The sequence below is a fragment of the Pedobacter metabolipauper genome (assembly GCF_004362715.1).
GTDB classification, from domain to species: domain Bacteria; phylum Bacteroidota; class Bacteroidia; order Sphingobacteriales; family Sphingobacteriaceae; genus Pedobacter; species Pedobacter metabolipauper.
The window spans coordinates 321209-342299 of sequence record NZ_SNYC01000005.1 but is presented as its reverse complement, the minus strand read 5'-3'; the positions used below and the strand labels follow the sequence as shown (position 1 = coordinate 342299).

At 39.7% G+C, this 21091-nt stretch carries 19 protein-coding genes and 1 tRNA gene; 12 read left to right on the top strand and 8 right to left on the bottom strand.

Annotation, left to right across the window (positions count from 1 at the left end):
* Positions 1–109: 109 nt before the first annotated feature.
* From ATK78_RS13850 to ATK78_RS13830, 5 genes are all read left to right on the top strand, one after another.
* Positions 110–2665: an FtsK/SpoIIIE family DNA translocase gene (locus ATK78_RS13850; protein ID WP_133576715.1), complete on the top strand. Its 2556-nt coding sequence runs from the start codon at positions 110–112 to the stop codon at positions 2663–2665.
* A gap of 19 nt (positions 2666–2684) precedes the next feature.
* On the top strand, positions 2685–3341 hold the full coding sequence (locus tag ATK78_RS13845) for a LolA family protein (protein ID WP_133576714.1): 657 nt from the start codon (positions 2685–2687) through the stop codon (positions 3339–3341).
* A 43-nt stretch (positions 3342–3384) separates the two neighbouring features.
* Entirely contained in the window at positions 3385–4149 is a 765-nt protein-coding gene (locus tag ATK78_RS13840) for an MBL fold metallo-hydrolase (RefSeq protein WP_133576713.1), read from the top strand.
* A gap of 21 nt (positions 4150–4170) precedes the next feature.
* Positions 4171–4254 (top strand) — tRNA-Leu (locus ATK78_RS13835).
* 321 nt (positions 4255–4575) lie between these two features.
* Positions 4576–5088, top strand: coding sequence for a GNAT family N-acetyltransferase (locus tag ATK78_RS13830; protein ID WP_208112370.1), 513 nt, complete (start codon positions 4576–4578; stop codon positions 5086–5088).
* Positions 5089–6054: 966 nt separating this feature from the next.
* Here ATK78_RS13830 and ATK78_RS13820 read toward each other — a convergent pair.
* A complete protein-coding gene (locus tag ATK78_RS13820) occupies positions 6055–6306 on the bottom strand; it encodes a hypothetical protein (protein ID WP_133576711.1) in 252 nt (83 codons plus the stop codon).
* A 235-nt stretch (positions 6307–6541) separates the two neighbouring features.
* Between ATK78_RS13820 and ATK78_RS13815 the strand changes: the two genes are divergently transcribed.
* Positions 6542–7174, top strand: a complete 633-nt coding sequence (locus tag ATK78_RS13815; protein ID WP_133576710.1) for a TetR/AcrR family transcriptional regulator — start codon at positions 6542–6544, stop codon at positions 7172–7174.
* Positions 7175–7322: 148 nt separating this feature from the next.
* Here the strand turns inward: ATK78_RS13815 and ATK78_RS13810 are convergent, their stop codons facing one another.
* The 7 genes from ATK78_RS13810 to ATK78_RS13780 all read right to left on the bottom strand — a co-directional run bounded on the left by ATK78_RS13810 (position 7323) and on the right by ATK78_RS13780 (position 14010).
* Positions 7323–8243 carry a helix-turn-helix domain-containing protein gene (locus ATK78_RS13810; protein WP_133576709.1) on the bottom strand — a complete coding sequence of 307 codons (921 nt, stop codon included), beginning with the start codon at positions 8241–8243 and terminating at the stop codon, positions 7323–7325.
* A gap of 58 nt (positions 8244–8301) precedes the next feature.
* Complete coding sequence (locus tag ATK78_RS13805; protein WP_133576708.1) at positions 8302–9138, bottom strand: SDR family NAD(P)-dependent oxidoreductase; 837 nt, start codon at positions 9136–9138, stop codon at positions 8302–8304.
* Positions 9139–9311: 173 nt separating this feature from the next.
* A complete protein-coding gene (locus tag ATK78_RS13800) occupies positions 9312–9614 on the bottom strand; it encodes a hypothetical protein (RefSeq protein WP_133576707.1) in 303 nt (100 codons plus the stop codon).
* Between the two features lie 74 nt (positions 9615–9688).
* A complete protein-coding gene (locus ATK78_RS13795; protein WP_166664885.1) occupies positions 9689–10639 on the bottom strand; it encodes a pentapeptide repeat-containing protein in 951 nt (316 codons plus the stop codon).
* A 119-nt stretch (positions 10640–10758) separates the two neighbouring features.
* Positions 10759–11856 carry an adenylate/guanylate cyclase domain-containing protein gene (locus tag ATK78_RS13790; RefSeq protein WP_133576705.1) on the bottom strand — a complete coding sequence of 366 codons (1098 nt, stop codon included), beginning with the start codon at positions 11854–11856 and terminating at the stop codon, positions 10759–10761.
* A 147-nt stretch (positions 11857–12003) separates the two neighbouring features.
* Entirely contained in the window at positions 12004–12828 is an 825-nt protein-coding gene (locus ATK78_RS13785; protein ID WP_133576704.1) for an XAC2610-related protein, read from the bottom strand.
* 66 nt (positions 12829–12894) lie between these two features.
* A complete protein-coding gene (locus ATK78_RS13780) occupies positions 12895–14010 on the bottom strand; it encodes an acyltransferase family protein (protein WP_133576703.1) in 1116 nt (371 codons plus the stop codon).
* Positions 14011–14401: 391 nt separating this feature from the next.
* On the opposite strand from ATK78_RS13780, the gene ATK78_RS13775 reads away from it, so the two are divergent.
* From ATK78_RS13775 to ATK78_RS13750, 6 genes are all read left to right on the top strand, one after another.
* On the top strand, positions 14402–15493 hold the full coding sequence (locus tag ATK78_RS13775; protein WP_133576702.1) for a serine hydrolase domain-containing protein: 1092 nt from the start codon (positions 14402–14404) through the stop codon (positions 15491–15493).
* Positions 15494–15598: 105 nt separating this feature from the next.
* The gene (locus ATK78_RS13770; RefSeq protein ID WP_133576701.1) at positions 15599–16573 is read left to right on the top strand and encodes an alpha/beta fold hydrolase; all 975 of its coding nucleotides are present in this window, start codon (positions 15599–15601) and stop codon (positions 16571–16573) included.
* 294 nt (positions 16574–16867) lie between these two features.
* On the top strand, positions 16868–18172 hold the full coding sequence (locus ATK78_RS13765) for a short-chain dehydrogenase (RefSeq protein WP_133576700.1): 1305 nt from the start codon (positions 16868–16870) through the stop codon (positions 18170–18172).
* Between the two features lie 169 nt (positions 18173–18341).
* The gene (locus ATK78_RS13760) at positions 18342–19235 is read left to right on the top strand and encodes an SDR family oxidoreductase (protein WP_133576699.1); all 894 of its coding nucleotides are present in this window, start codon (positions 18342–18344) and stop codon (positions 19233–19235) included.
* Between the two features lie 119 nt (positions 19236–19354).
* Complete coding sequence (locus tag ATK78_RS13755; protein ID WP_133576698.1) at positions 19355–20269, top strand: AraC family transcriptional regulator; 915 nt, start codon at positions 19355–19357, stop codon at positions 20267–20269.
* 210 nt (positions 20270–20479) lie between these two features.
* On the top strand, positions 20480–21061 hold the full coding sequence (locus ATK78_RS13750) for a helix-turn-helix domain-containing protein (protein ID WP_133576697.1): 582 nt from the start codon (positions 20480–20482) through the stop codon (positions 21059–21061).
* Positions 21062–21091: the final 30 nt, after the last annotated feature.

Here is a 21091-nt window from a genome sequence, read left to right as displayed (position 1 = left end):
GATCTTTTAAAAAGTTTAATGCGCTAAAAGATTTTGAATAAATACGGTTATATTGAATAAATTTTACAATTTTATCTAAGTTTGAAGATTATTAATATTAGTAACGAAAATGTCGGTAAGGGGAAACCAATTTAAGTCCAATTCTTTTAAAAACGAACCAGCAGATAATTTAAGTCCTAAATCATCTGGCGCAAAGAAATACAAAGAGCGGGTTGAGCGTACGATGCCGAGTCTGGATTTTCAGAATGGGAGGGTCTTTAAGATCATCGGACTGGTATTCATTATTTTATCTTTATATTTTCTAATTGCGTTTACTTCATACCTGTTTACCTGGCAGGAAGATTATAGTTATGTGATCGATGCAAATGGTGGCTGGGGCAATCTTTTTAAAACATCTGAAGAATTGCAGCAAGTAAACCTGCCGCCGGTGGTACAAAATTGGCTGGGTAAGTTTGGTGCATTATTGTCGCACCAATTTATTTATGAATGGTTTGGCGTTGCGTCTTTTCTGTTTGTTTTTGTCTTTTTTGTAATTGGCTACCGTTTATTGTTTAAAGTTAAGATCTTCGCGATCGAAAAGACATTGGCTTATAGCTTCTTCTTTTTACTTTTTATCTCCTTGACGCTTGCCTTTGGCCATTCCTTATTTTCTGATGCGCCGCATTTCCTGGAAGGGGAATTTGGATACTGGAGCAACCGGTTATTGGTTGCGCAGATCGGTTCGGCAGGTGTTGGCGGTTTGATTGCTTTTTTAGCATTAACAGTGCTGATCATCGCCTATAATATCGATTTTAAAATCCCTGAACGCAAGCGCACAGAAGCTGATGAAGTTGTGCCTGAGGTTCCTGAAAATATAGAACTGGTAAGTGAAGTACGGTCTGAGCCGGTAGAGTTTACATTGAATGATAAGCTAGGAGGCCAGAGAAAGCGCGAACAAAATATTATCATTACGCCATCCCGATTTGAGGAGCAGGTTGAAGAAGAGGAGATCCTGCCTGAGTTTACCCCGGCAGTAAATGTAATGCATACCCCACCGCCACCAATCATACTTTCGCCGGCTATTGTTGATCTGCCAGTTAAGGCTGAGCCTGAGCTGACGATAGAAAAGACGGAAGAAGATAAGAAATCAGAAGAACTGGTGGAGCAGTTTGGTAATTACGATCCGACATTAGACCTTTCGAGTTATAAATACCCGCACCTGGACCTGCTTGAAAATTATGGTTCCAATAAGATCTCTGTGAATGCGGAGGAACTGGAAGCCAATAAAAATAAGATCGTTGAGACTTTAAATCATTACAATATTGAAATTGATAAGATTAAAGCAACCATTGGTCCGACAGTTACCCTTTATGAGATCATCCCGGCACCAGGGGTGCGGATCTCCAAAATTAAGAACCTGGAAGATGATATTGCATTAAGTCTTGCAGCCTTGGGCATCCGGATCATTGCACCGATGCCTGGAAAGGGAACCATTGGTATTGAGGTGCCGAACATGCATCCTGAAATGGTATCTATGCGAAGTATCCTGGCAACAGAGAAGTTTCAGCAAACCACAATGGATCTGCCTATTGCATTGGGTAAAACGATCTCGAATGAGGTTTACATCGCCGATCTGTCTAAGATGCCCCATTTATTGGTAGCTGGTGCTACGGGACAAGGTAAGTCGGTAGGTATCAATGCGATCCTGGTATCACTGCTGTATAAGAAACATCCGTCACAACTTAAGTTTGTATTGGTCGATCCTAAAAAGGTAGAGTTAACGCTGTTTAATAAAATTGAAAGGCATTTCCTGGCTAAGCTTCCAGGTGAAGCGGATGCGATCATCACAGATACGAAAAAGGTGATCCATACGCTGAATTCCTTGTGTATTGAAATGGATCAGCGTTATGATCTGTTAAAGGATGCCCAGGTTAGGAATTTAAAGGAATACAACGAGAAGTTCATCAAGCGCAAGCTGAACCCTAATAATTCACACCGGTTCCTGCCTTACATTGTGCTGATTGTGGATGAGTTTGCAGATTTGATGATGACGGCTGGTAAGGAAGTTGAAACACCTATTGCAAGGCTTGCGCAACTTGCCCGTGCGGTAGGGATCCACCTGGTTCTGGCTACGCAGCGTCCGTCGGTAAATATCATTACAGGTACCATTAAAGCGAATTTCCCGGCAAGGCTTGCCTTTAGGGTATTGTCTAAGATAGATTCAAGAACCATTTTGGACAGCGGTGGTGCCGATCAGCTAATTGGTCGCGGGGATATGCTGTTGTCAACTGGCAACGACCTGATCCGTCTTCAGTGTGCCTTTGTAGATACACCTGAGGTTGACCGCATCTCTGAATTTATTGGTACACAGCGTGGTTATCCTGAAGCTTACCAGCTTCCTGAATATATTGATGAGGCTGCAGAATCGGCGAAGCTTGATTTTGATCCGAACGACCGTGATTCGATGTTTGAAGATGCGGCACGTCTGATCGTGATGCACCAGCAGGGTTCTACCTCACTGATCCAGCGTAAATTAAAACTGGGCTATAACCGCGCAGGGCGGATCATTGACCAGCTGGAAGCAGCAGGCGTGGTTGGTCCTTTTGAAGGAAGCAAAGCCCGTGAAGTTTTAATTCCGGATGATTATTCTTTGGAACAGTTCTTGAATGAACTTAACAACAAATGATAATTAAACAACGCACAAGATGAAAAAGATAGTGGTGATGCTGGCTGCAGGAATGTTTTTCTTTTCTGCCCAGGCACAGACGGTGACGAAGGATGCTAAGGCTAAAGCCATTTTAGCCGATGTAAGTAAAAAATACCGCTCATATAATGTGGTTAAAACTGATTTTACGTTTACCCTCGATAATACACAAGCAAAGATCAAAGAAACCCAAAAAGGTACTTTACTGGTAAAAGCGAGTGCAAATAAATATAAAGTTACGATGACCAGCCAGGATCTTTTCAGTGATGGTAAGAGTCAGTGGACGTATCTAAAGGAAGATAAGGAAGTTCAGATCACCACTGTAGATAACAGCAGTTCTGCAATAAACCCGGCTAAAATATTTACTGTATATGAAAAGGGTTATAAATACCTATATACCGGTGATACAAAGGTAGGCGCTAAGGTTTATCAAATGATTGATTTAACACCTATTGATATCCAGCAATCTGTTTTTAAGGTTCGTCTGACCATTGATAAGGTTGCAAAGCAGATTACCAATGTTTTGATCTTCGATAAGAGCGGTAATAAGTACACTTACCAGATCAATACGTTTACGCCAAATGTTCAGGTATCGGATGCTGTCTTTGCTTTTGATGCTAAAAAATATCCTGGTGTAGAAGTAGTCGATTTAAGGTAAGTTTTTTTTATTATTTTTGAAGAATGATCGTAACCATTCTATTTTGAAATTAACGTTTTTAGGTACAGGAACTTCACAGGGAATACCGGTAATTACCTGCAAATGCGAGGTTTGCCAGTCTGCCGATTTCAGGAACAAGCGTCTCCGTGTTTCAATGCTCGTTGAGACGGGGGATAAGACCATCGTGATTGATAGTGGTCCTGATTTCCGGTACCAGATGTTACGGGCAAATGTAGAAGATCTGGATGCGATCTTATTTACACATGAGCATAAAGATCATGTTGCTGGTTTAGATGACATCAGACCCTTTAATTATCTGCTTAAAAAGAATATTGATATCTATGCTACAGAGCGGGTTCAGGATGCGTTAAAAAGAGAGTTTTCTTATATATTTTCTGAAATTCATTATCCGGGTTTACCACAGATTGATCTGCATACCATTTCTAATGAACCTTTTTCTATCGGTAAAACGGCGATTGTCCCGTTAGATATTATGCATTATAAGCTGCCGATATTGGGATTTAGAATCGGCGATTTTACTTATGTAACCGATGCGAAAACGGTATCTGAGGATACGATTGCAAAGATCAGGGGGACTAAGATCCTGGTGGTAAATGCATTGCAGAAAACGGAGCACATTTCTCATTTTACTTTAGATGAGGCGATTGAATTTGCAGAGAAGATCGGAGCAGAGACCACTTATTTTACGCACATAAGTCACAATTTAGGCTTGCATGAGGAAGTGGAAAAAGAATTACCAGCTAATATTAAATTAGCGTACGATGGCTTGACTTTATATTGCGAATAAATATATATTTGCAAATAGTATACCCAGGTGGCGAAATTGGCAGACGCACCACCTTGAGGGGGTGGCGCTCGAAAGGGCGTGGCAGTTCGAATCTGCTTCTGGGTACATAAAATTTTTTTGTCCAAAATTGAAGAGGATTGCTCATAAAAAAGCAGTCCTTTTTCATTGATTTTCAGTATGTTATTGTGGAAGGTTGGGTCAATGAAATTAGTTCTAAACTGACCCCCACCGTAAGCCAGATTCTCTTTGAACACTCCGCGGACAATAGCATGCTTTTGAAATACGTTACATTTATCATAGATTAAAAAAGATTTGCCGGGTCAGGTAAAACTTTTTCTATCTGATTTTGTTCTGGCGCAAAGAAGGAATGACGGTAGAGCAGGATCAGTATTAAAATTTTAATTCTTAAACTTTAAAATAAAAGACGTGATTTTTGAATTTCGTGAAGCGAATCCCTCGGATACAGAAGTAATTTGGGATATTCTCCAAGAGGCTATCTTAAGAAGGAAAAATGATGGCAGCAACCAGTGGCAGGACGGATACCCCAATCGGGATATCTTAGGTGCTGATATTGAAAATGATGCTGGCTATGTCCTTACAGAAGGGGAAAAGGTAATAGGTTACTGTGCTGTTCTTGTTAATGATGAACCTGAATATACAAATATTGTTGGCAAGTGGTTGAGCCATGGCGACTTTTTGGTTGTGCACAGGATTGTTGTTGCCGGAGATTACGCTGGTAAAGGATTGGCCAGGCAAATTCTTTTTGAAGTTGAAAATCTTGCTCTTGCTAAGAATATTTTCAGCATAAAAGTCGATACGAATTTCGATAACATCGCTATGATTAAAACCTTTGAAAAGCTAGGATACGTTTATTGTGGCGAGGTGACTTTCAGAGGTAGTCCAAGGCGGGCATATGAAAAAATTGTCTTGCAAATTTAAATTAAGAGCTATCGATGTGCTTACAGGTAATTATGTATGAGGGCAGATTTCGGGGTAACTTTCAATCGTCAATTATCGGTCAAGAAGACTTAGAAACCTAGCGTCTCCAATACCACTGTTGCATCTGCCAGCGTATATTATTATTACTATTTTAATATATTTCACTAAGAGATATAGGTTAGTAACGATTTCGATGTTCAAATCAATGTTGGAGGCATTTGAAAATCATTAAATCTTATTGAATTTTTGGGTTAATATTAACCTTGAAAGTACTGACTATTGAGGCTCTGATGAAAATTGGAGACTCTTTTGATTGTATTTGTTTTAAGTAACTTTGCAATTATATGCCGTACGAATTCTCATCATCCAAAGCGGCTTACTGATGGATCCCATACATTAATAATGGGCTCTAACAACCTGCAAAAGCGTTCCAAGTGTTCAAAGTAACTAGCGGAAGGGGTACAGAACTTAAAAGCCTTAGAGAAATCTAAGGCTTTTGTGTGTTTAATTGTTTGTGTTGATCAAATTTACCATCATTTCTTTTTCATCTGATTTACTTCAGAAATCATCAATGTCAGTGCAGCGAGTGCGTTATCAGCAATGCGCTTTGAACCATGTAATTTACCCGGTAGCCCACTGAAATTATAACATCTAAGCTGTAAATGTTACAGGTTTGTCCGAATTAGCAATGTGCATTTTTTGCACATTACATTTTTCTTCAAGTCCATTTTCTTCGAAAATGTTGTTGATGTGTTTTGTATTACAGTTCGGTCTCTTTGAAAAAGCACCGTTTGTGTATGAGTAAGCTAAGCGTACAAGCGCATGCTGCCGAAATACTTATAGAATTGGGGTGCAGCATTCATAATGGAAAAGATCCTGAAAGAATATGATATGCAAACCTAAACTTAACACGATATTATTGTAGCCATAGCATCATCCAGATAGAATTGCCATACCCGAAACTGGCTAACCCAATTTCTTCGATTTTATTTCGGCATCCAATGATTTAAACCGTAGAAAGATAGGAAGAAATACTACGATCAGCGAAAATACTGGGATGAATAAGGCAATATTATCTTTTTTGGAATAAAAATAAATGGCAGCTGCGAGGATAAAAAGCCAAAGGATACAGGCTCCAATGAGCAGGCCTTTGAAAAAGTCTCTTTGTTTAGTCAAACCTTTGAGATCTTTTGGGGTGGTTGGGTTATTGGATATCATATGGTTATTGGTAAGGATAAATACTTTGATGGGGCCAAAAGTAAATAAATAACTTTTATATCACAAATGTGTGATATATTTATTTATTAGATTTTGCCTAATGCTTAACTTTAATTTTAGCCCCCATACCAGTTACTTTCTAAAAGAAAATAATAGTTTTAGATGCGGTATGTTTATACGGCAAAATCTTTGATGATGGCACAAAAAGTCGCAAATTGCACCAAAGTTAAACGAAATGGCAAGGAAAGTTACAGATGGTCTGGTTAGGAATAAAGAACGCACTAAGGCGAACCTGATCTCCGCTTTGGGAAGAATCCTGAAAGATGACGGTTTTTCCGGACTCAGTATCAGCAGGGTTGCTGATGTGGCTAAGGTAGACAGGAGGCTGATCTATGACTATTTTGGTAGCCTGGATGGACTGGTTAAAGAGTATCTCAATAGCAATGACTACTGGAAAATCAGTCCAGATGAAATCGATGATATTGTGCAGACCAGCAAAGATGATTCTGGAAAAACGCTTGCTTATAGTGTATTGGAGAACCAGTTCGACAGTCTGATCAGGAATGAGGAGATGCGCCGGATCATTACCTGGGGACTCAGCGAAAAGTTGCCTATCTTAAAGGAACTTGATCTGAAGCGCGAGGACATGGGGAATCGGGTACTGAGTGAGGTCTTCGATAGGCACTTTGAGAATAGTGATAAAAACTTTAGGGCGATGTATGCGATATTGATGGGCGGAGTATATTACCTTACCCTCCATGCTAAGATGCAGGAGAATCCTTTTTGCGGGATAGACTTGCAGGAGCCTCCCGGTCAGGAAGAGATCAAGAAGGCACTTAAGCAGTTTATCGATCTTGCATACTCCTGATTTATTTACCGAAAAATACTGCAGTTGATCAAACAGGTTGCTATAGCAGAAAAGATTTTATAGAATGTGTTCGTTAAAACTTGGGCAAAAGCGGGATGGAATAACTCCTTAGTATATGTTAATGAGTCTTAGCTTTTTACTAAACCGATTAGTTAAACGAGCGTCGGTATTCCAGCGGTGAAAGATCAGTTTTTGTTTTAAACAACTTGCTAAAGGATTGTGAGTGTTCAAAACCCAAAGCATAGGCTACTTCAGTTACAGAAAGGTTAGTGGTAGATAGTTTTTCCTTCGCTTTTTCGATCAGTTTATCGTGGATATGCTGCTGTGCATTTCTACCAGTTAACGAACGTAACATATCGCTCAAATAACCAGGGGAAAGATTCAAATGCTCAGCGATCAGTTGTACTGAAGGTATGCCGTTTGTTAATGCTTGCTCATTGTTAAAGTATTGCTCCATAAATTCTTCCAGTCGTTGCAATAAATCATTGTTAACTGCTTTCCGGGTAATAAACTGACGTTTATAAAAACGGTTAGCGTAGTTAAGTAATAACTCGATCTGAGATATAATCACATCCTGACTAAAGTCATCTGTTCTGGCGTTCAGTTCATCCTCCATAAATTTAAATATGGATAGTATTGTTGCCTTTTCTTCTGCTGAAAGATGGAGTGTTTCATTTATGGTATAGGAGAAGAAGCCATACTGCCTGATGTTTTTCATTAAGGGATAACCCAATAGGAAATCTGGATGGATCAGCAATGTATATTCAGAACAAGCTGTAGTAAGATTTTCCGGGTTGCCAACAACCTGTCCCGGTGAGGCAAACAATAAACCACCTTCAGCAAAGTCATAATAGCTTTGGCCATATTTCAATTTCCCGTCAAACTTTGGCTTGTAGGATATTTTATAAAAACTCAACACATGTGGTGCTGGTGCCGGGTTTAAATCTACTAATCCGTTTCTACCATATAACAGGCTGATCAATGGATGCTTGGGACCTGGTAATCCTAAAGCCCGGTGTGCATCCGAGAGGGATTCAAACCGCTGTGGGCTCTGTGCGTCTTTTCTCATATCTAAAGATAATAAAATGGCGACCGAATTAGATATTAGTCGCCATTGATTCATGTAATTAACCTTGTGCGGCACTGGAAATACTGTCCCATTCTTCCCAGAGTGCTAGTCTTTCTTCATAAGTTTTACGCACCAATGGCAAGTTATGGCTGCCCAGATGAAAGCGCAAGGGAGGGTTTTCAGCATCTACAATAGCAAAGATTGCTTCTGGGGTTGCTTTTGGGTCGCCTCTTTCAAAAGATTGTAAAGTCTTAAAGAATTCCGTTTTTAAATCTGAATAAACATCAAGATCTGAAGTAAATTTAAGTGATTCCGGGCTGCCAAATTCGGTAGCATAGGCACCGGGTTCAATGATAGTTACCTTAATGCCAAATGCTTTTACCTCGGTGGCCAGACTTTCATGAATAGCTTCAAATGCCCATTTTGATGAGCAATAATAACCAATAACCGGCAATGTGATATGACCTACGTTGCTGGATGTACCTAAAATATGTCCATATCCCTGTCTACGCAAGTAGGGCAATGCTGCTTTAATTACAGCCATCGGACCATAAACATTGGTTTCATACATGGCCCGTACTTCATCGGCACTCGCCTCTTCAATGGTGCCTACTAATGAATATCCTGCGTTGTTCAGCACAATGTCTAACCTTCCGAAGTGTTCATAAGCCTGGGTCACTACTGCGTTTACCTGCTCGTGATTGGTAACATCCAATTCCAATGGTAAAATGTTGTCCCCATATTTTTCCTGTAAGTCTGCAATACTGCTTAACTGACGCGCCGTAGCAGCAACTTTGTCGCCACGCTCTAGCACCGCTTCAGTCCATATTCTGCCAAACCCGCGTGAAGCACCAGTAATAAACCAGACCTTTTGTTTTTCTTGTTGATGTGCCATAGTATTTGATTTTTGATGATTCAAAGGTCAACTACCTGAACCGATTAATTGTAGTCATACAGAGGACATTTGTAGCCGAAATAAGAAAACGAACAATTAATCATCGGAGTTTTGCTCATATTGCAATGCACATTCGTCCAAAGTATAAATACAGTGGTCAATCATGAACTTTACTAAGCAATAATTTTGATAAGCCTGATTAGTGCTAAACCCCCTACAAGCACCCATGCAGGTATAAAAAAAATATACAGACGGATTCTAAAAAGCCATAAGGCTAAATTCCAGCCCGGTAACAATAACATTAGGGCTTTGGTAAACCCATCTTCATCCGATAATCCCGGAATAACTGCCTGAGCTAAGAATGACAATAGGACGGGGACAATGAAAATTAGCAGAAAAATAAAGAATCCTCCAACTAATGTGATTTCGGCAATAGAATTTATCCATTTTACTTCTGTTTTAACTCCTACAATCATTGTTATTTCCGGAAATATTAATAATGTATTAACCGAATTAAAGACTATTTGTTTGTATGCAATGTCAATTGCAATTAAAGATCTACATTATGTTCCCTAATTAACTGATCTAACCGCTCCTGGAATTCTTTTCCAAGGTGTTCACTATGGATGGTGGAGATGACATCCAAGGTCATGCCTTGTTTTTTGGGGCTATAATAAAGATTATCTATTAAAGAGAGTGCATACTTTTTATCTTCATCTTGCCACTCTTTTACAACGATGTCTCTGAGTTTGGGAAATAGTTTTGTGACGTTATTCACCATGATAAAGTCACCGGTTGCAGGAAATTTGCAGTTGGTAAGATCGATCTCATCTAAGAAAAGAATATCTTTGATGTTAGCCCTGCTAAAATCAATATTCTCCATTAAGTTTGGATAATCGCGTGGATTGATTTTATTGAAGATCCAGAATAATGACGTTTCAGCTGTCCAGGAATAACCCCTAATAAATGGAGAGTCTACATCTCCAGCAAAAGTTACATTCCTCATTCTCGATCCATCGAAATCTGCCCCTTCGAGTTCGCAATCCTCAAAAATGCAGTTATCGATGATGGGAAATGAAAAAATTGTTTCTTTTAAATTGGTTTTTAGAAATTTACAGTTTCTAAATGACCCAGCATTGCCTGCCACATTTTTGTTCATGAACGAATAGGCGAAGTTTGTTTTTCCGAATACACAGCTTTCAAAATCAGATGCATAGATATCCATTTCTTTTGCAATTGTTTCATTGAAGAGGCAATCGGTTACGGTGCATTCCTGAAACAGGCCATAGCTGATGTCGGCATGAGAAAAATCTATGCTTTCGATATCGGCATTCTTGAGCTTGAGGGAACCTGTGGTTTGCGTAAGGGAATGCTCCTTGGTTCCAATCGTTCGTTGTTCTTTCACCGTAGATAGTGTTGCACCACGTAAGTCAAATCGGTTGTCAATCATTTCTAAGCCATTCACTTCACCAAGCGGCTCACTCCGTTTGAGTGCTCTCAAGACCGCCTTCAACACGTTTTGTCCATCCGGAGAATTCCAACGATTAACTAGTTCTCTTTTTGTCATGTATGCTCATTTTAAATTTCATAATCCAAAATAGGGTAATCTTTTATCATTCTCTATTGAGCAGATATTGAAATTGCAAAGATTTCAATTGATTTACTTCGGCCTTTCAGGAGGTTCTCTCCAACCGATCTTATGGCGTATGCGAAGGGAAGATCAAGTATTTTAACCAGATCTTCCGATACGAGCAGGTCAACATCGAATTGATTGCAAAGGCCCTGTATCCTTGCTGAAGTATTCAGTACGTCTCCTGTGAATATGATCTCCTTTTTCAGCGATCCGATCTCCCCGGTAACTACCTTACCGTAATGCAACCCCGCTTTGAATCCTGGGAGAAGGCCGAATTTGCTATTGTACTTTTCCGTCTGCATTTCCAACGAACGTTTCATTGCAAAAAAGCACTCAATACAGTTGTTTTTTCTTAACCCATCTTTGAGTTTCCAGCATACGATCATCTCATCGCCAGCATATTGATAGATGGTACCAGCATAGTCAATAACAGAGCCTGAGAGGTCGAAGAAATATTCCCTTAACATTTCAAAGTACTTGACATGTCCCAGGTTTTCAGCAATCGTAGTTGAAGATTTCATATCAAGGAACATAAATATTCTTTCTTCCTCTATTGGATGATAGTATTTCCCCAGAAAAAAATTGCGCAATGTGCCCGTTCCAATGCTTTCACTAAATTCAGCATAGAGTTGCGAGATCACAATTATTGAAGCAATGTATAGCATTATGCCCATCAGCGCATAATCAGTGAAAAATGCCCAAGCTGGAGAAGACAGGTTTTCTAAAGAGTAATTGTCCTTGTTATATAGCATATTTATTACTGTAATAATGATGAGAAAAACAACAACAATAACCAAATAAATAAGGGATTTGAACAAGATCTTTCTGGTGAAACTTTTCTTAATCAGCCATTTACTGAAATAACCAATCTCAAGAATGCCGGTCATCATGCCCATCATCAGACCAGCAACCGGGATTATAGTAATGTTTCTTGCAAAATTATATGGAACTCCGGTAGACGGGTAATGATCGAGGTTTCCGAGAATGCTTTTCTCCAATATGCAGTAAATCACGCTGAAAATAAACCATAGTACCCCGTAAGGAATGATACGGCCGATATTTCTTCTGTTTCTCGGTGAAAGCATAGACTTGAAGGTTATGACTGGTCTTAAAAATAGCGATAAATTTTTATATTTATCACTATACGTGCATTTCGTTCTTATCCAGATCCCTTTATGTATATATCTTGATTTTTGTCAAGAGTGTTGCCAATTATTAATAGCTATCATGCGCTATTCCTGTTTCGTTGAGCTCACCCATATGAGCTTGTTCCCTTTAGAGAACCGATAAGTATCCTTCCACCAGGTTGCTGCGCCTCTGCAGGCACTCATTAATAAAGTATTTTTACTGTCTATGGTAACATCACAGAGCCCTGAACAATTTGCTCTGCTGTCATTTGGCTCTGCTAGTTTTTTAAATCGTTTAGCGGTTGGATCGTAAAGAAAAATGCTGAATATCCGATATACACCCATTCCGGCATCTGGAATAGAGAAGGCCACATCGTCATAGCCATCAAAATTGTAATCTGCAATGGTGCCCCGCCGAAGCGGATCAGGATGATCGAAATCCGGAAGTTGCATGGTTTCCTTCTTATTCCCTGGATAACTGATTATGAGCTGATCGTTATAAGTATGGTAAAATGAAATCAGTGCGCCATGTAGAAGATACTTATCCATTTCGCTATCGGCCAGATCTTTGCTTTCAAGCTGGAATTCTCTGCCGTCCTTCTTTCTTCTGTACCAGGCGCTTAATGGTTGTCCGTCCTGTTCAGTAAGATCGTAACTTCCGTTAATTTTTCCTTCAATAATTTCGTTCCACACATATGTCGTTCGGGCGGAATGGCCCATTTGGGAGCTTACCTTGCTTTTGATCTTTAACAGGATGATTCCCGATTGCCCCATGTATTGGACAAATGCACCTTTCCCTTGTGTCCCATAGTAAATTTTAAGCTGGAAAGATTTGGCCTGTCCTGTCGATTTTAGCGTAAAAGGCTGGGCATTCACACCTGTAAAGATGATGGTTAAACTTATAATAATCGGTATTATTTTCTTCGTCATTACAATTTCTATTGGCTATTGGGGCTGCTTACTTTCAGTAGATTCCGGACCAAAAATAATCCGATCCTAGGCAAGTTTTTTCCGCAACCATTTGCGAACCGGCTCATCATACCATTTTAATGCGGCAAAGGCCAAAACGACCCCACCTATTAAAATGAGTAACGCATAGGGCCAGGCCTGTACGATTGTTACACCTTTATGATTACTGATCCAGGCAACATAAAAATAGACCAGCGGGTAATGTACCAGGTACAGCGGATAGGATATATCACCTAAGAATTTGCATATCCTGTTCTCTCTTTGAGTTTGCATAACACCACTGGCGCCAAGGTAAACAATAAGCGGGAAAACGATAATGATACAAACAGATTCATAGATCCCGTTCATCCAAAGATGCTCAGCGCCGCCAATGCGCGGCATATAAAGTACGATAGCTACTAAAAGGCTGCACCATAAAAAGGCATTTTTAATTTGGGTCGGCTTCGCTACACGCGAAAGTAACAGACCGGCAAAGAAAGGGTACATGGTACGGGTGAAGCCTATGCGTACCTGTTCCACATTGAGTGTCCAGCCACCACTGACATCACCGTTTGTGATGGCCAGATGTGCAAGTGCAATAGCAGCAATGCCTACTAAGATACTTAATGCCATTTTGGAAAACTTCCTGATCCAGACGGCATAAAGAATGTTGGCAATGTATTCAAAGAACAATGACCACCCCACACTATTCAGGGGATGCATCTCTTGCCAGCCGCGTACATCAAGCGATAATGGTATAGGCAGGATCGTATAGCCGATCAGCATCACCAGCAGCATCTTCCAAACAGGTACCGTATGAATGAGCGGCCATAACGTAGAATCCGTAAAATAGAATCCGATAGCGCCGAGGGTCATTCCCAAAATCACCAGGGGTTGAAGACGTTCGATACGGCGTTTGAAAAAATTGCCGACCGTCATTTTTTGCCAGCGATCGTCGTAAGCATAACCCATTACAAAGCCCGACAATAAAAAGAAAAAGTCTACAGCCAAATAGCCGTGATTGACAAGAATATCTAAATGACCAGTAGCTAAAGGCTCTGCAAGGTGAAAGGTTACTACGATAATTGCTGCGACACCGCGAAGGCCATCTAATATGGGATAGTGTGGTTTGGTGGCCAGCTCGTTATTTAGGTCAGTTGTCATGTAGCGGGTTGTAAAAATTGCAATTTGTAAAAAATAGCTAACATTCAGTTACCCGGCTGAATTTTAATTACAGATGGCAGCTACCCGAAAATTTCCCTGTTCTATCTGATTTGGTATTACACAGCTAATCTAACTTTTTAAATATTCAGGATATTCTTCGGCTTTGATTGCGAATTTTTATACTTGAAAACTCGAATGCTGGCAATCCTGCACTTTACTGCGAAACATAATTCATTATGGAAATTAATATTTTTATGGCAAAATCCATTTTCATGAATAAGATGATTACCTTAATCTTATTGAAAGATTTTTACACTGATAAGATGTCGTCATTTTGGCTGAAGACTTTCTTTCACAAACCGCTTTAAAGAAATTCAAAATTGGTCGACTTATGAGAAACAAGATGATCTTGTTAAAAGCAATAATCGTAATTTTTTTACTGACTAGCGGCATTGCCAGATCTCAAACGGCTAACAGATCTGCTATTTTAGCGGCAATGACTGAAAGTATCTTAAAAGACAAAGATTCTGGAATCCACAGCATCCTGATTAAAAATGACGATACAATTGATTATGCCAGGTATTTCAATGGGTTTACAAAAGACAGCATTCATGATACCCGCTCATCATTTAAATCGGTCACCAGTTTGTTGGTAGCGATTGCGATTGACCAGGGTTTAATTAAAAGTACCAATCAGAAAATGATTGACTTTTTTCCAGAATATGTACCAATTAAAAACAACAACAATTGGAAAAAGAGTATCACCATCCAGCACCTTTTGGATATGCGTTCCGGATTTGACTGCGGAGAGTTTAATGATGGCAAAGATTGTGAAACTCCGATGTCAGAAACTAATAATTGGGTGAAATTCTCTCTGGATCTGCCTATGAAAAATAAACCGGGGACGGTATTTGCGTATACCTCGTGCAACCCTATGATTATTAGCGGCATCATTAGCAAGGTATCTCACATGTCGGTCATGGATTTTGCTGCAAAATATCTGTTTGCCCCGCTTGGCATCAGTCGTTATAGATGGACAGTGGATCTGAGTGGAAATGGAATGACCGCTGGCTCGTTCTTTATGCTGCCAGAAGATATGGTGAAAATTGGTCAGTTGGTACGTGATGGAGGTAAATGGAAAGGCAAACAGGTCATTACAAAAAAATCTATCGATCATGCTACCAATGCGAACCAACTGATTCCTGATTTTTCTTATGCCAGGGTTAGTAAAAGCCAGAACCTAATACCACAAAATGCCTTTTATGGTGGCTTCTGGTATCGGGAGCGGATTAAAACCAAAGCACTGGATGAAGAACTGCTCTTTACCTCAGGCAATGGTGGCCAGTATATATTTGTCATAAAAAATCTTCATCTGGTGGTCGTGTTTACCCAGGGTAACTATGGGTCATGGAAGGCAAAAAAGGCCTTTGATCTTTTAGGGAGTTATATCCTTCCGGCATTCCGCCTGCCACAAAAAACTTAATATCCAACAACATAATACCTTCATTTTATAAGCAGAACATTTATTCTTTTGCTGTTTCAGTTATTTAATTTTGGCTATCTTGCTAACTATAGATTAATCAGCAGCATGAAAGATAAGAAAGCAAGCACAATACAGATCCTTACCCTATTTATTTTTATATTATTTAGTAATAATTTATTTGCACAATCTCAACCCACTTATGACACGGTATCCGTTGGCAACATCAAACAGGTTATCTCTTACAGTGGAAATAAAGACTTACCGCTTTTATTGTTTTTGCATGGTGGACCCGGAAGTTCCAGGATGAAACAGGCTGAAGTTTTCTCTAACGTTCTTCAAAAACATTTCCTGGTCGTTCAATGGGATCAGAGAGACGCTGGCAGAACGCTTGCCTTAAACAAATCTTCGGTTCCTATTACGGTGAAATTAATGGAAAATGACACTTACGAATTAATAAAATTACTTCTAAAAAAATTCAATCATAGGAGATTGTATCTAGTTGGGGAGTCTTGGGGAACCGTTCTTGGTTTCAAAATGGCAGAAAAACATCCTGAACTTTTAAATGCTTATATCGCATTCAGTCCGGTGGTGAACCAGACAAAAAGTGAACAAATATTACTGGACAAATTAAAACTTGACGCAAAGGAGAAAGGTAACACTCAAGCTCAAAATGAATTGAATACGGTTAAAATCCCTTTTAGTAATTACCAGCAGCTATACTACTCCAGAAAATGGATGTTTAGCTATGATGGACATCCATTTGCAGATAAAGACACTACAGCCTTGAAGCAGTATATTGATGATTGGTCAAAAACATGGATGCCGACATGGAACGAGGCAATTCGGCAAAATCTTTTCGTAGCGTTACCAAAAGTCAGTTGCCCGGTGTATTTCTTTTTGGGAGAAAAAGACTTGCAAACCAATTTCAACGTGGCAAAAGACTACTTTACGATTCTAAAAGCACCTAAAAAGAACATATTTTCATTTGAAAGTGCAGGACATTCCGTATTAACCGAGGAAGCAGAGCAGGTGCAGAAATTAATTGTAGAAGAAATTTTAAATAAGATTGATAAGCAATAATGTGGAGTCCAAAATTGTCTAGGTAACTAACCAAGCCAGAAACAAATAGTAGATTAAACCCACCAAATCTGTATCCAGCTGATCACGAATAATAAAGCGCCATAAATAAGTTCAAATGAAAGCTCTATTTTAAGCTTAATTATTTATAACAACACGAATTAACAAGTTAATCTATGCTTGTTGAAATAAAATCAGGTTAAATACGAAAAGAAACAAATATGAAACCATCATGATCTTTCAAATCTCAGGTTGGGATGATTAAGATTAGCATAGCTTCATCACAAATAAAAACACATGAAAAACAAATTGTTGTGGCTGGTACTATTGGTATTCGTAGCCGGATGCGGGAAAGAAGATACGGATGAATATTTATTATCGCTGGACAAAGAAAAGTTAGTCGAGAGCTTGAATTACGACAAGATATTTTTCTATAAATTTGCGAAAATAGCTTTAAGGTCCTCGGCTGTGCGTGATACCACCTTGCCAGAATATCAGCTTTTTGCAAATAGGACGCGCAATGTGGTCAACAGTTTTAGTAAAGCGACAACGAGTGGTGATCAGGATATATCAGTCACTGATGCCATTTTGATGTATAAGGATTACAGGGCAGTTAGCAAGCTGGTAAAAGAAACGGATGAAGATATTTTTCCTACTGTTGTGGAAGCCATCAATATGAATTATGCCGACAAGGCGAGCCCTGTCGTATATTTGATGGGAGAGAGTAAGTTGTACAATGAAAATGTAGAGCATGCCATCCTCAGTATGATTGTATTGGGCACAAAAGATCTGGGCAAAGACTTCGCACTTTATGAATGTTCGAAGACAAATCCGGAGAAACTAAAGGATTCAGAAGAGAAAACCTTGCTGGAGTTTATCAGGGGCGTTTTGTTCTTTAGTCACAAACTTCATTATTTGTCAGAAGACGGTATTTCCAGAAATATTACCTGGCTCGATAAACATGCAGATATTCCTTTGCCCTATACCAAGGCATTTTTTGGCTGGAGGAATTTTAATGATGAACAGACCCGGACGGCATTCCTGAGTATGAATTACCTTTTCAGAGGATTCGACCGTTTAATGATGGAACGCGATATTGATCAGGAGCGGGCTTTGAAAGATTTTGAGTTGTTTTTGGGAAAGGCTAATGAACTGGGAATTGAAAATGAAACCGTTTGGGCAATTGAGAGTTTTCTCTATCTAAAGAAAGGTAAACCTGAGAAAGCGCTGCCGGCATTGCGTAAACTCAAAGCAAGTCCGCTATGTAGCGAAGCAGAGCGAAAATCTATCCAGGAAAGTATCGATTATATAGAGTCCAGAGATGATGATGCCGCGCTCAATGCTGCTTATGATAAATTCTTTATCGCGAAAATCGTAGCAAAATATACCTTTTCTGTACTGGCCAAAATAAATTGGGAACAGGTAATGACCGAAAAGAAGGTACCTCATACTGCAGAACTGTTCACAACGATAGATCGTTTTCAGAAAATGTCCGAGGCCGTTAGTGGTTATATGAGCCCGGCAATAGTAGAAACTGGTAAAAAAAGCCTGATAGAGAAAAGTACCAATGTAATGGATAAAGCGAAAGGCCTTTTTAAATAAACATCATTAATATACGATCAAAACATACGCTTCTATTACCAGGTTCCCGGTATTTGCTACAACAAGCATGGATTTGGCTACATCCGGGCATTAAATATCATTGACATTTGTATTTACAATGAAGACAGGTCTTTAAGACCCGTAACATCAACAAATTAAATGAAAAATTATGAAAGTATTTGTTACAGGAGCTACAGGTTTTGTTGGCTCAGCTGTCGTTAAGGAATTACTTCAGGCAGGTCACCAGGTGTTGGGACTTGTTCGGTCAGAAAATGGAGCTAAAGTACTCCGTTCAGTCGGAGCAGAGGTACATTTTGGTGATTTGAATAATATAGAAAGCATTTGCAATGGCGCTGCCTTAGCGGACGCTGTTATTCACACCGCCTTTAATCATGACGATTTTACCGTATTTAAAGAAAGTTGCGAGAATGATCGCCGCATTATCGAAGCCCTGGGAGAGGTATTCATGGGCAGTGACAACCCTATTGTCATTACTTCCGCATTGGGGCTACTTCCGCGAGGCCGTGTCGTTTACGAAAGTGATAGTCCTGCGCCAGGACCGAACCCAAGGATCGCATCAGAACAGGCAGCTGATACAGTTGCCGCAAGCGGCGTGAAAATAGCTGTAGTACGCCTTTCACCTACAGTACACGGCGAGGGCGATCATGGCTTCATTACAAGACTGATCAGTATTGCAAAAGAAACCGGAATTTCTGTTTACCAGGACGAACCGCTAAACTATTGGCCAGCGGTACATAGACTCGATGCCGCTAAACTTTATCGCCTCGCACTGGAAAAAGCTGCGCCTGGCGGTACACGTTACCATGCCTCTGCCGAACAGGGTGTTCCGCTAAAGGATGTTGCTGTCGCTATTGGACAGGCATTAAATATTCCTGTCGTAGTCAAAAATAAAGAAGAGGCAACTGCGCACTTCGGTTCTTTCGCTCATTTTGCCGCTATGGATGTGCAGGCATCAAGCGATGAAACCCAGCGCGTATTGGGCTGGCAGCCAGTAGGAACGGAGCTTATACAAGATATTAAAGATGTTTATCTTAAGAGTTAGTTGTTATAAACCCAATCGGAAGCGTTACAGGCAGGTTTTTAAAGAAAATGGAACGTGTTAAGCTCCTGAAACTTCGCTAAAAAAAGACTAAATTGTACTGATAAAGCTATTGCAGGTATATGAATAATAATCAGGTTCAAAGGATTGGAACGATAAGCGAATATCACAGGTTGAGGGGGCTATCTAAGCCCTTACATCCATTGATCAGCCTTATCGATTATCGCGAAATTAAACATTCTCCTGACACCAGCAAGGTAAGCTGGGTCCACGATTTTTTCCTTGTCGCTTTAAAGAAAAATATAGAAGGCAAATTGAAGTATGGTCAGCAGGATTATGATTTTGATGAAGGTACCATGTTCTTTATTGCACCAGGGAAGGTTTTTAGAATTGAAGTCAACCAGGATCTTCCTGACAGGTCAGGATGGATGCTGCTCATTCATCCTGACTTCCTTTGGCGTACATCTTTAGCAAAAAGCATAAAAAACTACGAGTATTTCAGTTATTCAGCACGCGAAGCACTCTTTTTATCTGAGCAGGAGGAAACGATCGTATTGGGTATTGTTCAAAACATTAAAAGGGAGTATCAGGGTAATATGGATAAGTTCAGTCAGCAAATTATTATATCACAAATTGAAAGCTTGCTTAGTTATAGCGATCGCTTTTATCATCGCCAGTTCTTAACCCGTAAAATTTCCAATCATCAGATCCTGGATAAACTGGAAGGGTTGTTAAATGAATATTTTACAGATAAGGCCTCACAAAACGGTTTGCCAACTGTAAATTACCTGGCAGATCAACTCAACTTATCGTCGGACTATCTCAGTTCGCTCCTCAAAGTGACAACCGGCCTCAATACTCAACAGCACATCCATGAAAAGCTGGTCGCCAAAGCGAAAGAAGACTTATCGACCACCAATTTATCAGTAACTGAGATTGCCTATGAATTGGGCTTTGAACATTCCCAGTCATTCAGCAAAATGTTCAAAAGCAAAACCAAACAGTCGCCTTTAGAATTCAGGGCTTCATTTAAGTAAATTATCATTGTAGTCAATTTTCTTTTTTACCGGCAATCGGGATGTTAAGGACAGCAAGCAGCGTAATTGCAGATAAGGTTTCCGCAGGTATTATTATGTTTACAATTACTTAACTTTGTGTACCTATATTTGTTGTTTAGAAAACCGGGACATGATTCTTTAAATCTGCCCAGCTAATAAAAACTACTACTAACCTGTTAAAAACGTTCAATGAAGGAAGATACAATAGTCCAGATCAGCAATAAGATAAAAGAGAAACGAAGAGAGCAAAATATTACCGTTCAGGAACTGGCAGACCGGGCAAAGGTGAGCAAGGGGCTGATCTCTCAAATTGAAAATTCCAGGACAATACCATCGCTCATTGTCTTAATTGACATTATTAAAGCATTAAATATAGATCTTAATTCTTTTTTTAGGGATTTCCGTAACAGTGGCGACCATCCGGTAGTACTGGTTAAAAAAGCCGCAGAATACGAACATTTTGAAAAAGAAGATGCCGAAGGATTTTTATACCAAAGGATCTTTACCAGATCTATTAACAAAGGTACCGTAGATATTGTAATGCTCCAGCTGGAGCCCAATGCGGTCAGACCCATGGTGGAGACTGAAGCCTATGAATATAAGTACATTATAAGCGGAAGCGTCTCATATAACATCAATAACGAAATCTATGAGCTGTCTGCAGGAGATTCACTTCTTTTCGACGGACGAACATCCCATACACCTACAAATACAGGTAAGGATAAGGCCACAATGCTGGTAATTTATTTCTTCGAAGGATCAGAGTCCTGAATTCTTAACACAAACTTAATACTGAAATAG

Bases quoted from the DNA above. Each gene is read 5' to 3' on its own strand.
- ATK78_RS13780 (WP_133576703.1), bottom strand. From the start codon at position 14,010: ATGACAACTGACCTAAATAACGAGCTGGCCACCAAACCACACTATCCC.
- ATK78_RS13805 (WP_133576708.1), bottom strand. From the start codon at position 9,138: ATGGCACATCAACAAGAAAAACAAAAGGTCTGGTTTATTACTGGTGCT.
- ATK78_RS13755 (WP_133576698.1), top strand. From the start codon at position 19,355: ATGAATAATAATCAGGTTCAAAGGATTGGAACGATAAGCGAATATCAC.
- ATK78_RS13800 (WP_133576707.1), bottom strand. From the start codon at position 9,614: ATGATTGTAGGAGTTAAAACAGAAGTAAAATGGATAAATTCTATTGCC.
- ATK78_RS13810 (WP_133576709.1), bottom strand. From the start codon at position 8,243: ATGAGAAAAGACGCACAGAGCCCACAGCGGTTTGAATCCCTCTCGGAT.
- ATK78_RS13775 (WP_133576702.1), top strand. From the start codon at position 14,402: ATGAGAAACAAGATGATCTTGTTAAAAGCAATAATCGTAATTTTTTTA.
- ATK78_RS13850 (WP_133576715.1), top strand. From the start codon at position 110: ATGTCGGTAAGGGGAAACCAATTTAAGTCCAATTCTTTTAAAAACGAA.
- ATK78_RS13790 (WP_133576705.1), bottom strand. From the start codon at position 11,856: ATGCTTTCACCGAGAAACAGAAGAAATATCGGCCGTATCATTCCTTAC.
- ATK78_RS13845 (WP_133576714.1), top strand. From the start codon at position 2,685: ATGAAAAAGATAGTGGTGATGCTGGCTGCAGGAATGTTTTTCTTTTCT.
- ATK78_RS13760 (WP_133576699.1), top strand. From the start codon at position 18,342: ATGAAAGTATTTGTTACAGGAGCTACAGGTTTTGTTGGCTCAGCTGTC.
- ATK78_RS13815 (WP_133576710.1), top strand. From the start codon at position 6,542: ATGGCAAGGAAAGTTACAGATGGTCTGGTTAGGAATAAAGAACGCACT.
- ATK78_RS13785 (WP_133576704.1), bottom strand. From the start codon at position 12,828: ATGACGAAGAAAATAATACCGATTATTATAAGTTTAACCATCATCTTT.
- ATK78_RS13765 (WP_133576700.1), top strand. From the start codon at position 16,868: ATGAAAAACAAATTGTTGTGGCTGGTACTATTGGTATTCGTAGCCGGA.
- ATK78_RS13820 (WP_133576711.1), bottom strand. From the start codon at position 6,306: ATGATATCCAATAACCCAACCACCCCAAAAGATCTCAAAGGTTTGACT.
- ATK78_RS13750 (WP_133576697.1), top strand. From the start codon at position 20,480: ATGAAGGAAGATACAATAGTCCAGATCAGCAATAAGATAAAAGAGAAA.
- ATK78_RS13770 (WP_133576701.1), top strand. From the start codon at position 15,599: ATGAAAGATAAGAAAGCAAGCACAATACAGATCCTTACCCTATTTATT.